This is a genomic window from Bacillus sp. AF23 (genome assembly GCF_020861455.1).
Lineage (GTDB): Bacteria > Bacillota > Bacilli > Bacillales > Bacillaceae > Bacillus > Bacillus halotolerans.
In genome coordinates, this window is record NZ_JAJHVY010000030.1 from 177861 (window position 1) to 192600 (window position 14740).

The window sequence follows — 14740 nt, forward strand, 5'->3', positions numbered from 1 at the left end:
TTAATCCTCCTTTCCGGTTTTAAAGAACTTCATTTGCATGAGCGACAAAGCAAGCGTAATGAGTAACACAACAGTGGCAATCGCTGAAGCATACCCCATCATATCCTTTGTAAAGGCGCTTTTATATAAGAATGTGCTTAATACCTCAGAAGCGTTTCCCGGTCCGCCGCCTGTCAAAATGTACGGCTCGTTAAACACTGTAAAAGCGCCTGTCAGCGTCATCACCACCGCAACAAAAGACATCTCTTTCGTCTGGGGGATGGTAATGTGAAAAAACTGCTGAATTTTCCCCGCACCGTCAAGACGCGCCGCTTCATACAGTTCATCCGGTATTTTTTGAATCGACACAATATACAGCATCGCAATATAACCGACAGACTGCCACTGCGACACAAAGATGACAGAAAGCATAGCCGTGCTGTCCTCCCCGAGCCATGCCCTCGTCAGCTGATCAAGTCCGATTGCCTGAAGCAGCTGATTCAAAAGCCCCGTCTCAGGGTTGTAAATAAAATCAAATAAAAGCGCGATCACCGTCATCGAGATGACAACCGGCAAAAAGAAAACGGTACGAAAAAAAGGCGACCATTTTCTGACCAGCTTATCCTCAAGCACCGCCGCCAAAATCAAACCGCCAAACACCTGGCATACAATTGAGATCACTGCGTAGAGCACGTTATTCGTGAGGGCTTGATAAAAGACAGGATCACGAAATAATTCAACATAGTTCTTCAATCCGATAAACGTTTTTTCCGGAGAAAAAGAGCTCCATTGAAACAGACTGAGAAAGACATTCTCAAAAATCGGGATATAAACGAAAAGTAGAAAAACAAGAGCCGGCAGTAAAAACAAATAGGGGATTATTCTATTTTGGTTGACCAAGGATAACTCATCTCCTTTATAAAAAGAAAAGGTGCGTCGCTTCACCTTTTCTTTGATTTATTCAGCTGACGCCTTCACTTGCTTGGCTGCTTTTTGGACGGCTTTCATGACCTGCTCCGGTGTCGTGTCGCCGCCAAGCATTTGCTGGACGCTTGTTAAGTACACATCTGCGATTTCAACATCAACATCCATATCGAACCACGGAACCATTGATTTGGCATCTACGATATGCTGAACGGCTTCACGCTGAATGGCTGTAGAATTTTCTTGGGTTGCCGTCCCTTGCACCGCACTGTATTTGCCGACGTCCTTAACGAGCTTTACACCCATTTTTTTCGACGTCAGAAATTGCAAAAATTCCACTGCTTCCTTCGGATGTTTTGTTTTCGAAGAAATCATAAATCCTTCAGGCGCCCCCGTTAACGCTTCTGAAGATCCTTTTTGTCCGCTGATTTCAGGGAATGAGAACATCCCTAGATTCACTGGCTCGACCAGTTTGATTTCAGCCGTTTCCGCATATATCATCGCCGACTTTCCGCTCTTAAATTGCTGTCTCACATATTCATGGTCGACGGAATTTACATGTTTATTGAAGTAAGGCATCAGTTCCTGCAGCTTTTCAAGTGCTTTCACATAGCCTTCATCGGTAAATTCACCCGTTTTGGCGTTATAATCCTTTTCTCTTGTTTTTTCATCGACCATCCGCTGATTCAGCGTGCCGATATAATGTGAGATTGTCCAAGGCGCTTTTGTTCCGAAACTGATCGGCGTATAGCCATTTTCTTTCAGCTTCTTGGAGACATCGATGAGTTCATCCCAAGTCGCCGGCGGCTCTAGATTGAGCTTTTTAAAAATATCTTTATTATAGAAAAATGATTTAGCGTCCATTTGCCACGGCACGCCATATTGTTTGTTTTCATACGTAAATGGTGTAACTTGCGATTGAACGAGCTGCGATGACCAATCTGTATCATCTTTGTAGTAGGACGAGAGATCAAGTGCTTTATTTCCTCTGATAAATTTAAAAGCAAACTCGTCACTCCATGAGAAGTAAATATCAGGAGGGCTGCTGGTTCCCAGCATAACTTTAATTTTATCTTTATAGGAGTCATTCAAAACCGCTTCAGTTTGAATGTCGATATCCGGATGCTCTTTTTCAAATTCCTTTACAACCTCTTCAAAATACCTTTTTTCCGGCTCCTTCGGCCATCTGTGGAAAAATTTCAATGTCACCTTTCCATCCGCTGAACTGCCCTGGCTCGAACAGCCCGCAATGGTGAGCATACCGACAGCTGCAATGATCAAAAATAAAAACATTTTCTTCAAAGGGTTGGCCTCCTCTGGACATTAGACTATAATGTTATATAACATTATAGTCTAATGCATAATGGTTCCTCTTTTTCAGATCAATACTCAACTTTCCACATGTATCTTCTATGAGATAAAGGATGATTTCTTGCTTCTGCCAAAGCGTCCGCATAGCTTCTCAGCACACGGTTAAGAACGAGCGGAGCAAGGTAGCCTTTTACTGAATCGTCAATTGCAGTGAAGTCGTAAGATGCGGCATCGAGCACAGTCAGCTTTTTGCCATATTTTTTCGAGAAGGTAAGCGCCCGCTCTTCAAGAGGCCTTGTTTCATCTAAACCGAGCAGGATGATAAACGGCACGGATTCATCAATAATTTCAAACGGTCCGTGAAAATATTCTCCGGCATGAATGGCGTGGGAATGAATCCATTGCATTTCCATGAGAATGCAGATGCTGTAGGAGTAAGCGACACCGTAGTTTGCACCGCTTGCCATTGTATAAATGATGCTTTCTTTTTCATGTGCTTTTGCAAATTGCTGTGTGTTTTCAACTTCCTGCTTAAGGGCTTCATCATACACAGCCTGCAATTGATCTAAACCTTCTATTGCTTGTTCAAATTTCGTATTGTTTTCTAATACCTGCAAAGCGCCGAAAACGATTTGATATAGAACACCATAGTTCGTATTGATCGCCTGCGCCTCATCACCCCAGTCATATTGGGCGACATATTGCGCTTCCTGTGCTAAAGGAGACTCCGGCTTATACGTCATTGCAATCGTAAGCGCGCCTTTGCTTCTCGCAAATGCAGCGGCTTTTACCGTTTCCGGAGTATTTCCCGAATGCGAGCACAAAATGACAAGAGACTTTTCACCAAGCTGCACAGGGTTTCGCTGAATAAATTCATTAGAGCTGTAAAGGTCGGAGCTGATTGATTTTGACTCCCTGTCAAACACATATTTACTCGGATACATGATGGCCGAAGACCCTCCGCATGCGACAAAGAATACATGGTCAATGGTTTTTCCTTTCAAATCCTGCAAGAAAGCTTGAACCTCACGATTAACTTTTGCTGTGACTTGACTCAAATCCTTCACTCCTCATTTTTATTATATAACGTTATATAACATTATATATTGTTATATTAAAGTCCGCAGCTTGGATTGTCAATATCATTTTCTGAAATTTCTCAATAATTTAATCGAGTGATAGACTACAGGCCTACGTACAGAAAAATGCCAAATCAAAAAGCCAGAACTTAGCATAAGCTCTGGCTTCACTGCTCAATCCGCAGACTGACTTCTTATTTAAAAAATACCTTGTCTATATTGTACTTCGAGTGCTGTGTATTGATGATGTAGGTTTCGTAAATTTCTCTTTCCATTGGATCTTCGACTACACATACTTCAATTTTATATACTTCGTCTCTGTGATTTTTGATCGGTGAGACAGTATCTTCAAAATGCTTCTTAATTCTCTGTCTTAACTTTCTGGCTTTACCGACAAACAGCAGCTCATCGTGAATGTTGTAAAACATGAAGATGCCGCCTTTATCCCTTGGTATCTGGTGAAAGTCGATGAATCCGTAAATCGCCTTTATTTTCGGCTCGTTATCATTGGCTGACTGCTGCCGTTCGGTGATCGTCACATTCGGTGCTGGTATATCAATTTTTATCAAAATCAGTTCACGTCCTCTTTTTCATTAAAGATAAATGCTAACACAGACAGGAAAGAAAAGCTAGAACAGCTTTATTATATTTGTTTGTCATGCCTTTCATTATTATGCAAGCGCTCCGGCAAGATCATAAGGGCTAAGGTCTATTCCTGTCGGCTGTCCGCGAACTAGCTTTGCGAGCTCTGAACCGAGAAACGGCCCCATCGTTAATCCTGACGCGCCTAAACCGTTAGCGGCGTAAAGTCCTTGAACATTCGGCACGGCACCCACCACTGGCAGAAACCCCGGTGTAAACGGTCTGAAGCCCACTCTTGTTTCAATGACTGTGCTGTCAGCAAGCCCCGGGGCTGCGGCAAGTGCTTTGCTCAAGACTTCATGCTGTCCCCCTGCTGTCACACGCAGGTCTTTAAGATCGGCCTCATTTTCATGGGTGGCGCCTGCTACAATTCTGCCGTCATCAAAGGACAGAATATACTGATCATTCGGCGGCATCACCACCGGCCATGATCCGGTATCTGCGCCAGGAATTTCAAAATGCATAATCTGCGCCTTCTGAAAGGACACTTGAAAATGAATGCCCAGAGGCTTCATCAATTCATTGGCCCATGCCCCTCCAGTCACGATCACATTATCAGCCTCAAACTGCTGCTTATCTGTTTGGACACCGGTGACTCTTCCGTTCTCAAAAAGCAAGGACGCGTTTCCTTTTACAATGACCGCACCATGTTTCTCGGCAGCGCTTAAAAGCGACCGGCATAGCGCCCTCCCGTTCACACGAGCGGCGCCGCTGATATGAACCGATTCATAGCCGTCAGCTAAAATGGGAAACAGCTTTTTCGTTTCACTCGCGGACAAACGGGTGATGTCACCGATCTCCGGCGCATGCTCGCGCCTCTTATACGCCCGCTCCTCCATCTTATCAAGCTTCACTGAATCAGTGTGAATGCTGATCGCCCCGACACGCTTGTATCCGGTGTCTGTCTCTCCGTCCTCTTCCAATTGCTTGATTAAATCATTATAGTATCGCGCTCCGCCCTTAGCGAGCTGATACCAATCCTGATTGCGGCGCTGCGACAGCCAAGGACAGACGATCCCCGCCGCCGCGTCAGTCGCTTGTCCCGGTTCATTCCGGTCAATCACCGTAACCCGGGCTCCTGATTTTGCGAGATGATAAGCCGTCGACGCACCTAGTATGCCTGCGCCGACGATGATGTAAGACTTCATATGCAAACACCTTTTCTTTTATAATATCTATTCATTTTACCAAATAGAGTGCTTTTCTTCGACCTTTAGACCCAATGTGGAAAAATCGCGAAGTTCGTCCAATCTCTTCACTCTCCTATTGAATATCCTGTCACTATCAATAGAGAAAGGATGATACCATGAGCGAAAATCGTCATGAAAATGAAGAAAACCAAAAGCGCAATGTATCAGTTGCTAAAGTTGAAAACAGCGGCAATGCAAAAGTCGTAGTCAACGTGAATACAGATCAGGATCAGGCACAGGCACAGTCTCAAGACGGAGAAGAGTAATGAACGAGAATATCATTCCTATCAACAGACATGCTGCGGAAATGCCCAAAAATGGCTCTGTTATTGAAAACAGCGGCAATTCGGAAGTCCATATTGATATTCACATTGACACAATGCCGATTGCCTTTGCCATTTTATGCTCTGCATTAGCCGCAAAGCAGATGACAAAAGAGGAATTTGACACGGCCTATACTCAATTGCTAGAGATGAACAGCAATTATACCAACAGAACATCTGTGATGAAAGTTGTTAACCCCGAGACAACAGAAAACTGAGAAAGAACAACTCCGTGCGCGCCCTCGGCCCACGGTTTTCTTCTGTATATAAAAAGGACGCGTCTGTAAACCAGTCGCGTCCTTTTTTATTAACATTAACCGATTGAACCTTCCATTTCGAATTTAATCAAACGGTTCATTTCAACTGCGTATTCCATTGGAAGCTCTTTTGTGAATGGCTCGATGAAGCCCATTACGATCATTTCAGTCGCTTCTTCTTCGGAAATACCGCGGCTCATCAAGTAGAAGAGCTGTTCTTCAGATACTTTAGACACTTTCGCTTCGTGCTCCAATGAAATGTTATCATTTAAGATTTCATTGTAAGGAATTGTATCTGATGTTGATTTGTTATCCATAATGAGCGTATCGCACTCGATGTTGGAACGGGCGCCTTCCGCTTTACGTCCGAAGTGGACGATTCCGCGGTAGGTTACTTTTCCGCCCTGTTTTGAAATCGATTTTGATACGATTGTGGAAGATGTGTTTGGCGCAAGGTGAATCATTTTCGCACCCGCATCCTGATGCTGGCCTTTACCCGCAAGAGCGATAGAAAGCGTCATACCGCGCGCGCCTTCGCCTTTTAGGATACAAGCCGGATATTTCATTGTCAGTTTAGACCCGATGTTGCCATCGATCCATTCCATAGTTGCGTTTTCTTCACAGATCGTACGCTTTGTTACAAGGTTGTAAACGTTGTTCGCCCAGTTTTGGATCGTTGTATAACGGCAGTAGCCGCCTTTTTTCACGATGATCTCAACAACCGCACTGTGAAGAGAGTTTGTTGTGTAAACAGGTGCCGTACAGCCCTCAACGTAATGCACGCTTGCTTCCTCGTCAACGATGATCAGCGTACGTTCGAATTGACCCATATTTTCAGAGTTGATACGGAAGTAAGCTTGAAGCGGTGTCTCAACCTTCACGCCTTTTGGCACGTAGATGAAAGATCCGCCGGACCAAACAGCTGAGTTCAGCGCCGCGAACTTGTTATCAGTCGGCGGAATCACTTTTGCCCAGTGCTCACGGAAAATGTCTTCATTTTCTTTCAGCGCGCTGTCCGTGTCTTTAAAGACGATGCCTTGCGCTTCAAGATCTTCTTTCATGTTGTGGTATACAACCTCAGATTCGTACTGAGCAGAAACACCCGCAAGGTATTTTTGTTCAGCTTCAGGAATACCGAGCTTGTCGAATGTTTGCTTAATTTCCTCAGGAACTTCATCCCAAGAACGCTCTGAACGCTCAGACGGTTTTACGTAGTACGTAATTTCGTCAAAGTTCAGTGAGTTTAGATCTCCGCCCCATTGAGGCATTGGCATATTGTAGAAATGTTCAAGTGATTTCAAGCGGAAATCAAGCATCCATTGAGGCTCTTCTTTCATGCGAGAAATTTCTTCTACGATTTCTTTTGTCAATCCGCGCTCTGAACGGAAAATGGAAACGTCCTTGTCGTGAAAACCATATTTGTATTCACCAATATCAGGCATTTTTTTAGCCATCCATTTTCACTCCAATCCTTTTAATTGCCGCCTTCTTCTTTAGCGACTCCTTTTTCAAGTGCCTTCCATGACAGGGTTGCACATTTAATACGGGCCGGGAATTTTGAAACGCCTTGAAGGGCTTCAATATCACCCAGATCGATAGAATCATCATATTCTTTCCCTTGCATCATATCCGAGAAAATCTTAGACATGGTAAGGGCTGTTTCAATATCTTTCCCTTTAATCGCCTGAGTCATCATCGAAGCGGATGCCATTGAAATGGAACAGCCTTCCCCTTCAAATTTCGCATCTTCCACGATGTCTCCGTCAAGCTTCATTGTCAGCCTGATTCGGTCGCCGCATGTCGGATTGTTCATATCCACGACGATGCTGTCATTCAAAACCCCTTTGTTGCGCGGGTTTTTGTAATGATCCATAATCACCTGTCTGTACAATGTATCTAAGTTTGCATTAAAAGACATTTGTAAAATACTCCTTTGTCTTTTGAAGAGCTTCCACAAGCTTATCAATCTCTTCCTCTGTATTATACAGATAAAAGCTTGCTCTCGCAGTAGCAGTTACATCCAGCCATTTCATCAGCGGCTGGGCGCAATGGTGACCCGCTCTGACAGCGATCCCTTCCGCATCAAGTACGGTTGCCACATCGTGCGGATGAACATCATCAAGGTTAAATGTGATCAGCCCGGCACGCTCTTCCGGTCCGTAAACCGTCACGCCGTCAAGCTGACGGAAGCGTTCAAGCGCATAAGCTGCAAGCTTGTGCTCGTGGCGGGAAATCTCATCAAGGCCGATTTCTTCGAGAAAATCAATTGCGGCACCGAGACCGATTGCTCCAGCAATAATCGGAGTACCCGCTTCGAATTTCCACGGAAGCTCTTTCCAAGTTGATTCATAAAGCCCGACAAAGTCAATCATTTCACCGCCGAATTCGGCAGGCTCCATGTTTTCCAGCAGGGCTTTCTTTCCGTACAGCACACCTACTCCGGTAGGGCCGCACATTTTGTGGGAAGAAAGCGCAAAGAAGTCGCAATCGAGATCCTGCACGTCAATTTTCATGTGAGGCGTGCTTTGTGCACCGTCCACCACAATGACAGCCCCGTTGTCATGAGCAATTTTCGCCATTTCTTTTATCGGGTTGATCGTGCCGAGAACATTAGACACATGAGATACCGCAACAATCTTTGTATTGCTTGTGACCGTTGCTCTGACGTCATCTAATGAAATCGTGCCGTCTTCCTGCAGCGGAATATATTTTAATGTGGCGCCAGTCGCTTTGACAGCCTGCTGCCACGGAATGATATTCGCATGATGCTCCATATAGGTGATGACCACTTCATCACCCGGTTTGAGGTTGGCGCGTGCATAGCTTAGCGCCACCATGTTCAGTGATGTGGTCGTGCCTTTTGTGAAAATAATCTCAGCCATTGACTTCGCGTTAATAAACTTGCGGACTTTTTCACGCGCTCCTTCATAACCGTCTGTCGCTCTGGTTCCAAGCGTATGGACGCCCCGGTGAACATTGGAATTGTATTGGTTATAATACTTATCCAGTGTTTCAATGACAGCACGCGGCTTCTGAGAAGTCGCCGCGCTGTCGAGATAAACGAGATCATGTCCGTTCACTTGCTGATGAAGGATCGGGAACTGTTCACGAATATCTGTGATATTCATTACTTCACTTTCCTTTCGATAACAGAAACCAATTGTTTCTTAACGCCTTCAATCGGAAGTTCGTTAACTACCGGCGCAAGGAATCCGTAGATGACTAAGCGTTCTGCTTCTTCTTTGGCAATACCGCGGCTCATCAGGTAGTAAAGCTGAATAGGGTCCACACGGCCGACAGATGCCGCATGTCCTGCAGTTACATCGTCTTCGTCAATTAAAAGAATAGGGTTTGCGTCTCCGCGCGCTTTTTCGCTGAGCATCAGCACACGGGATTCCTGTTCCGCATTTGCTTTAGAAGCGCCATGTTCGATTTTGCCGATTCCGTTAAAGATAGAAGAAGCGGAATCCTTCATCACACCGTGCTTCAAGATATATCCTTCAGATGCTTTACCGAAATGAATGATTTGTGTCGTGAAGTTTTCTGTTTGCTCTCCTCTTCCGACAACAACCGTTTTCGTGTCGCCGTAAGTGCCGTCACCGTAAAGGTTTGTTGTGTTTTCGGAAATGGTGTCGCCATCGTTCATGAGGCCGAGAGCCCACTCGATTTTACTGTCGCGACCGCGCGCAGCACCGCGGCGGTTGACGTAAGTTGTCACGCCGGAAGACAGATTATCCACTGCACCGTATGTCACACTGGCATTATCACCTGTGATAACCTCACTGATAATGTTGAATACAGCATCTTTCGGGTTGACCGTGCTGATGTAGTTTTCTACATACGTTACTGAGCTATGGTCTTCCGCCACAATCAATACGTGGTTGAACAGAGCTGTATCGTTGCTTTCGTGGACATAAACAGCCTGAATCGGCGTCTCCACCTGAACATTTTTCGGAACATAGAGGAATGCCCCTCCGTTAACAAGAGCTGCGTGAAGTGCAGTTAATTTATGCTCATCAACCTTCACGCCGTCTTTCATAAAGTATTTCTCCACTAAGTCGCTGTGCTCGCGGGCAGCAGTCAAAATATCAGTAAAGATGACGCCTTTGTCTTTCAATTCCTGAGAAAGAGAAAGGTATGCAGGCGTCTGATCACGCTGTACATATAACGTTTTATCTTCGTTTTTTACATCGATCAGCGCTTTTGCTTCATCAGTCAAATCTTCTAATGAAGAAAGCGGCTCATTATCAACTGTATGCTTCGCGAAGTTCGTGAAGTTCCAGTTTGTGATTTTTGTTTTGTCAGGCTTCGGCATCGGCAGATCCTCAGCTTGTTCAAGAGCCTGTAAGCGCAGGTTTTTCAGCCAGGCAGGTTCTTGATGCTTTTCGGAAAAGCTTTTGAGATACTCCTGATCTACGGATAGTTTTGTATCTAGTGTCATATTAATCCCCCTAACGCTTACGCTTCTTGGCCTACAGTTTCGTCTTCAATGCCAAGTTCTTTTTTGATCCAGTCATAACCTTCTGCTTCAAGACGCTGTGCAAGCTCTGCACCGCCGGATTTGACAACGCGGCCTTGCATCATAACGTGAACCACATCAGGAGTGATGTAGTTTAACAGACGCTGATAGTGAGTGATCATCAGGCAGCCGAAGCTTTCGCTGCGCATTCTGTTGATCCCTTTTGATACAACTTTCAGAGCATCAATATCAAGACCTGAGTCGATTTCATCAAGGATGGCGATTTTCGGTTCAATCATCATCAGCTGAAGGATTTCGTTGCGTTTTTTCTCCCCGCCTGAGAAGCCTTCGTTGAGGTAGCGCTGAGCCATTTCAGGGTCCATTTCTAAGAACTCCATGTTTTCGTCCATTTTGCGGATGAATTTCATAAGAGAAATTTCATCGCCTTCTTCTCTGCGCGCGTTGATCGCAGAACGAAGGAAGTCGGCATTTGTCACACCGCTGATTTCACTTGGGTACTGCATTGCAAGGAACAAACCTGCCTGCGCACGCTCGTCCACTTCCATTTCCAGTACATCTTTGCCGTCAAGCGTGATGCTGCCCTTCGTTACTTCATATTTAGGATGCCCCATAATAGCAGCTGACAGAGTTGATTTACCAGTACCGTTCGGTCCCATTACGGCATGGAACTCTCCGCCTTTTATTTCAAGGTTTACACCTTTTAAGATCTCTTTCCCTTCGATTTCAACGTGAAGATCTTTGATCGTTAATGTTGAAGCAGCCATATCTATACCTCCAAAAATATATAATCATTATTCTCATTTTATTCTCATTCTAATTTTATAACAAATGAAAAGTAAATACAACTTTTTATCGTGCCTTGCACATTTCTCAAGTTTAACAAAGTTCAGCACTTTATTAAAGCAATTGAAAAAGAAAAAGAGTGGATTCCCACCCTTTTTTAAAGACCGATTTTCTCATTAAGCTCCGCAGAATACCGCTTGCATTTTTTATATTCAAGCTCTCTCTGCCGCTCAACTTCCATTCTTGTATCCAGCCGACGTCCGTATTCCTCGTACCCGATTCCATGCGACAGCTGCATCGCTTTTTCCATTTCTGACGTATAATCGAGGTCCAGTCTGTCCTGGCTGCTGCAAATAATGAATCAATCCCTTCATTTATTTACTGCTATTGTATCAGCTCTTAGACCGGCGCTGCAAAATGGATATGGCTTGATATAACAACGGATGAGACGAAAGGACCCTTTGAGTTGAAATGAGAATCGTTTTTCGGAATATTCCTTCTTCTAATGCGCAGTGTTTCCAAATTCCTCTATGCACTGCTGGACAACTGTCACACCTTGGCTTAGAGAAGCTCCGCCTCCGAATGCCGCCGCCACACTGACAGCTTCAAGAATGTTTTCTTCCGTCGCTCCTTGGTCAAGACAGCCTTTTGTGTGATAGATCATGCAATATTCGTCCTGAGCATTGATAGCGATTCCCAGTGCAATCAGCTGTTTTTCTCTTTCTGTTAGCGAATTAGCTGCAAAGCATTGTTCGGTAAATTCGTTAAACTTTCTTCCCATCATCGGCATCTTCTGTTCAAATGTGCCTAAACTTTGTTTATATTGTTTTAGCGCGTCCTGCATGCTTCCTCTATCTTGATTCAAAGAAAATCCCTCCATCTGTTTAACATTCCTTTTTATTATGAACAGCTTTAAGGAAAATACCCAAAAAACCCCGGATTTCTCATCCGGGGTTTCAGCGGGTCAGCAAACCCTCGCATTCGTTGTCAGACCTGCGCGTTGGTGCTCAATACGTAGTGGAACAACGGCTAAATTCTCAGACGTCCTGCCTAAACACCGTTGTCATCACATCCTGTGAAAATCCGCTCCAATGCTCGGTCTTCTTAGACTTCAAGGGTGTTCAATCACGCCGAAAAGATGACAAAGCCCTAAAACGAATATCGTTTTAGGGCTTTGTCAATAATTGAACCCCGGATTTCTCATCCGGGGTTTCAGTCTTATTCAGATACAGGAAGCACAGCTCCGTCATATTTTTTATCGATGAAGTCTTTGATCTTTTTAGAGTGAAGAACTTCCATCAGCGCTTTGATTTTTGCAGAATCCTCTTCGCCATCTCTCACTGCAATGATATTGGCGTAAGGGTTATCTTTTGTTGATTCCACTTCAATCGCGTCTTTTTTAGGATTTAATTTATTTTGGATCGCGTAGTTCACATTGATGAAGGCCGCGTCTCCTTCTTTGTTTTCATATGCTTTTGCCGTTAATTCAGGCGCTACTTTTTTGAACTGAAGGTTTTTCGGGTTTTTCTTAATGTCTTTCAGTGTTGCATCGACTGTCTCCACTTTGGAATCAAGTGTAATTAATCCTGCATTCTCAAGCATTGCAAGCATACGGCCTTGTTCAGCGACGTTATTTGTCAGGATAATTGTCGCACCGTCGGGAAGATCTTTTAATGATTTGTATTTTTTAGAATAAATACCGAATGGCTCTAAGTGAATCGCACCGGCATTCGCAAGTTTATAATCTTTGTTTTCTTTCATTTCTTGCTCAAGGTAAGGAATGTGCTGGAAGAAGTTCGCATCCACTTCTTTATCAGCCAAGGCTTTGTTGTACATTTTGTAATCACTAAGCACTTTCACTTTCAGTGTGTAGCCTTTTTCTTTTAACAATGGTTCAGCTTCTTTTAAAATTTCTGCATGCGGTGTTTTTGTAGCTGCAACAACAATTTCTTTCTTGCCGGATTCAGCGTTATTAGAACCGCAGGCAGCCATAACTCCTGCAAATACAAGCAGTAATGCACCCAAAAATAACTTTTTCAATGTAAATCCTCCCTTATCGTTTGTCTATTATATTTGTTATGACATCACCGATGATTTGAATAATAAATACGATGATTAAAATAAACACAGTAGCAACGAAGGTAACATCAGTATTATTAGACTGATAGCCTTCTACGTACGCAAGGTTTCCAAGGCCTCCTGAACCGATGGCGCCGGCAATTGCCGTTGAGCCGATCAAAGCGATGGCCGTAACCGTGATCCCAGAAATAAGGGCCGGCATGGATTCCGGGAGCAGCACTTTGAAAATAATCGTTGATGTTTTGGCTCCCATTGATTTCGCAGCTTCGATGACGCCTTTATCCACCTCGCGCAGCGCAATTTCAGCAAGCCGCGCGTAAAACGGGGCTGAGCCGATGACTAACGCCGGCAGTGCCGCGTTCGGCCCTAAGATGGTGCCGACTAAAAACTTCGTAAAACCTAGTAATAAAATAATTAAAATGAGGAACGGAATAGACCTGAATACATTGACAATGGCCGCAATCACAGTGTTAACCGCTTTGTTCTGCCAGAGGCTCCCTTTGCTTGTGAGAAAGAGCAGCAGACCGAGGATCACCCCGATGACAAAGGCAAAAACCAAAGAGATCAGCGTCATATAAAGCGTTTCGTATGTCGCGTTCCATAATTCAGTTACATCAACGTTCGGGAAGTATTTTTCAAACATTCGTGATCACCTCTGCTTTCACCTGTTTGTCATTAATAAACCGGATCACGTTTTGCACTTCTTCCTCGCCACCGTCAATATGGATGAACAATGAACCGTATGCTCCGTCCTTCGTCTGCGAGATTTTCCCTTGCAGAATATTGACACTGACATTGAAGTTTCTGATCATCTCTGTAATCAGAGGCTGTTCAGCCGCTTCGCCGACAAATGTGAGCTGAACCGTTGTTCCTGACGCTTTTTCGTCAAGAAGATGCTGAAGCGTTTCTTTTGTTTCTTCAGGCTCAGTCACCTGCTGGACAAATCGTTTTGTCATTTCTTCCTTCGGATTCTTGAAGACATCGAGAACTTCCCCTTCTTCAACAACCTTTCCGTTTTCCATGACAGCGACTCTGTTGCAGATTTTGCGGATGACATGCATTTCGTGTGTGATCAGCACAATCGTCAAACCGAGTCTTTCATTAATATCGGACAAAAGATCCAAGATTGAATCAGTTGTTTGCGGATCTAAAGCTGATGTCGCTTCATCACAAAGGAGAACCTTCGGATTGTTTGCGAGCGCTCTGGCGATTCCGACCCGCTGTTTTTGTCCGCCGCTCAGCTGGGACGGGTAAGATTTTTCTTTTCCTTCTAAACCTACCAGTTTAATCAGTTCATTGGCACGCTTGATCCGCTCGCTTTTTTTCACCCCGGCAATTTCTAAAGGAAACATGATGTTATCTCTGACAGTTCGCGACCAGAGCAAATTGAAATGCTGGAAAATCATACTGATTTCATGGCGTGCTTTTCTTAAATTTCGTCCGTTTACTCCATTAATCTTTGTTCCCGCCACTTCCACGATTCCTGAGCTTGGTTTCTCAAGTCCGTTCAGCAGACGGATTAAGGAACTTTTACCAGCTCCGCTATATCCTATAATTCCAAAAATCTCACCTTTTTTTATGGAAAGCGAGACATTTTGGACAGCATTGACATCTCCATGCTTCGACTTATACACTTTTGAAACATTCTGAAGATTGATCAAAGCGATCACCTGCCTTAACACTATTCTAAGAA

17 protein-coding genes are annotated in these 14740 nt (G+C 44.3%); 2 read left to right on the forward strand and 15 right to left on the reverse strand.

Features of this window, described 5'->3' with window-relative positions; translation table 11 throughout:
- The 5 genes from LNN34_RS16685 to LNN34_RS16705 all read right to left on the reverse strand — a co-directional run bounded on the left by LNN34_RS16685 (position 1) and on the right by LNN34_RS16705 (position 5083).
- Positions 1-879, reverse strand: a complete 879-nt coding sequence (locus LNN34_RS16685; protein ID WP_044159032.1) for a carbohydrate ABC transporter permease — start codon at positions 877-879, stop codon at positions 1-3.
- A 57-nt stretch (positions 880-936) separates the two neighbouring features.
- A complete protein-coding gene (locus LNN34_RS16690; protein ID WP_229043885.1) occupies positions 937-2205 on the reverse strand; it encodes an ABC transporter substrate-binding protein in 1269 nt (422 codons plus the stop codon).
- 80 nt (positions 2206-2285) lie between these two features.
- Positions 2286-3272 carry a fructosamine deglycase FrlB gene (frlB, locus tag LNN34_RS16695; protein WP_229043887.1) on the reverse strand — a complete coding sequence of 329 codons (987 nt, stop codon included), beginning with the start codon at positions 3270-3272 and terminating at the stop codon, positions 2286-2288.
- A 215-nt stretch (positions 3273-3487) separates the two neighbouring features.
- On the reverse strand, positions 3488-3862 hold the full coding sequence (locus tag LNN34_RS16700) for a nucleotide excision repair endonuclease (RefSeq protein ID WP_010331777.1): 375 nt from the start codon (positions 3860-3862) through the stop codon (positions 3488-3490).
- A gap of 102 nt (positions 3863-3964) precedes the next feature.
- Positions 3965-5083 carry an NAD(P)/FAD-dependent oxidoreductase gene (locus LNN34_RS16705; RefSeq protein ID WP_229043889.1) on the reverse strand — a complete coding sequence of 373 codons (1119 nt, stop codon included), beginning with the start codon at positions 5081-5083 and terminating at the stop codon, positions 3965-3967.
- A gap of 158 nt (positions 5084-5241) precedes the next feature.
- Between LNN34_RS16705 and LNN34_RS16710 the strand changes: the two genes are divergently transcribed.
- Both LNN34_RS16710 and LNN34_RS16715 read left to right on the forward strand, forming a co-directional pair.
- A complete protein-coding gene (locus LNN34_RS16710; protein WP_003240873.1) occupies positions 5242-5391 on the forward strand; it encodes a hypothetical protein in 150 nt (49 codons plus the stop codon).
- Positions 5391-5666, forward strand: coding sequence for a hypothetical protein (locus LNN34_RS16715; protein ID WP_059353513.1), 276 nt, complete (start codon positions 5391-5393; stop codon positions 5664-5666). Before LNN34_RS16710 ends, LNN34_RS16715 begins: the two co-directional genes overlap by 1 nt.
- A 95-nt stretch (positions 5667-5761) precedes the next feature.
- Here LNN34_RS16715 and sufB read toward each other — a convergent pair whose 3' ends face one another.
- From sufB to metN, 10 genes are all read right to left on the reverse strand, one after another.
- Positions 5762-7159: a Fe-S cluster assembly protein SufB gene (sufB, locus tag LNN34_RS16720; protein WP_024713611.1), complete on the reverse strand. Its 1398-nt coding sequence runs from the start codon at positions 7157-7159 to the stop codon at positions 5762-5764.
- Positions 7160-7179: 20 nt separating this feature from the next.
- Positions 7180-7623 carry a Fe-S cluster assembly sulfur transfer protein SufU gene (gene sufU / locus LNN34_RS16725; protein ID WP_044159038.1) on the reverse strand — a complete coding sequence of 148 codons (444 nt, stop codon included), beginning with the start codon at positions 7621-7623 and terminating at the stop codon, positions 7180-7182.
- A complete protein-coding gene (gene sufS, locus LNN34_RS16730) occupies positions 7613-8833 on the reverse strand; it encodes a cysteine desulfurase SufS (RefSeq protein ID WP_024122766.1) in 1221 nt (406 codons plus the stop codon). Before sufS ends, sufU begins: the two co-directional genes overlap by 11 nt.
- Positions 8833-10146 carry a Fe-S cluster assembly protein SufD gene (gene sufD / locus LNN34_RS16735; protein ID WP_229043891.1) on the reverse strand — a complete coding sequence of 438 codons (1314 nt, stop codon included), beginning with the start codon at positions 10144-10146 and terminating at the stop codon, positions 8833-8835. The genes sufS and sufD overlap by 1 nt, the downstream gene beginning before the upstream one ends.
- Before the next feature lie 17 nt (positions 10147-10163).
- Positions 10164-10949 carry a Fe-S cluster assembly ATPase SufC gene (sufC, locus tag LNN34_RS16740; protein ID WP_044159040.1) on the reverse strand — a complete coding sequence of 262 codons (786 nt, stop codon included), beginning with the start codon at positions 10947-10949 and terminating at the stop codon, positions 10164-10166.
- A gap of 176 nt (positions 10950-11125) precedes the next feature.
- The gene (locus tag LNN34_RS16745) at positions 11126-11278 is read right to left on the reverse strand and encodes a hypothetical protein (RefSeq protein ID WP_010331789.1); all 153 of its coding nucleotides are present in this window, start codon (positions 11276-11278) and stop codon (positions 11126-11128) included.
- Between the two features lie 192 nt (positions 11279-11470).
- Positions 11471-11848, reverse strand: coding sequence for a carboxymuconolactone decarboxylase family protein (locus LNN34_RS16750; protein WP_229043893.1), 378 nt, complete (start codon positions 11846-11848; stop codon positions 11471-11473).
- A gap of 338 nt (positions 11849-12186) precedes the next feature.
- On the reverse strand, positions 12187-13008 hold the full coding sequence (gene metQ, locus LNN34_RS16755; protein ID WP_024122769.1) for a methionine ABC transporter substrate-binding lipoprotein MetQ: 822 nt from the start codon (positions 13006-13008) through the stop codon (positions 12187-12189).
- Positions 13009-13021: 13 nt separating this feature from the next.
- Complete coding sequence (gene metP, locus LNN34_RS16760; RefSeq protein WP_044159042.1) at positions 13022-13690, reverse strand: methionine ABC transporter permease MetP; 669 nt, start codon at positions 13688-13690, stop codon at positions 13022-13024.
- Entirely contained in the window at positions 13683-14708 is a 1026-nt protein-coding gene (metN, locus tag LNN34_RS16765; RefSeq protein WP_229043895.1) for a methionine ABC transporter ATP-binding protein MetN, read from the reverse strand. The genes metP and metN overlap by 8 nt, the downstream gene beginning before the upstream one ends.
- Between the last annotated feature and the right edge of the window lie 32 nt (positions 14709-14740).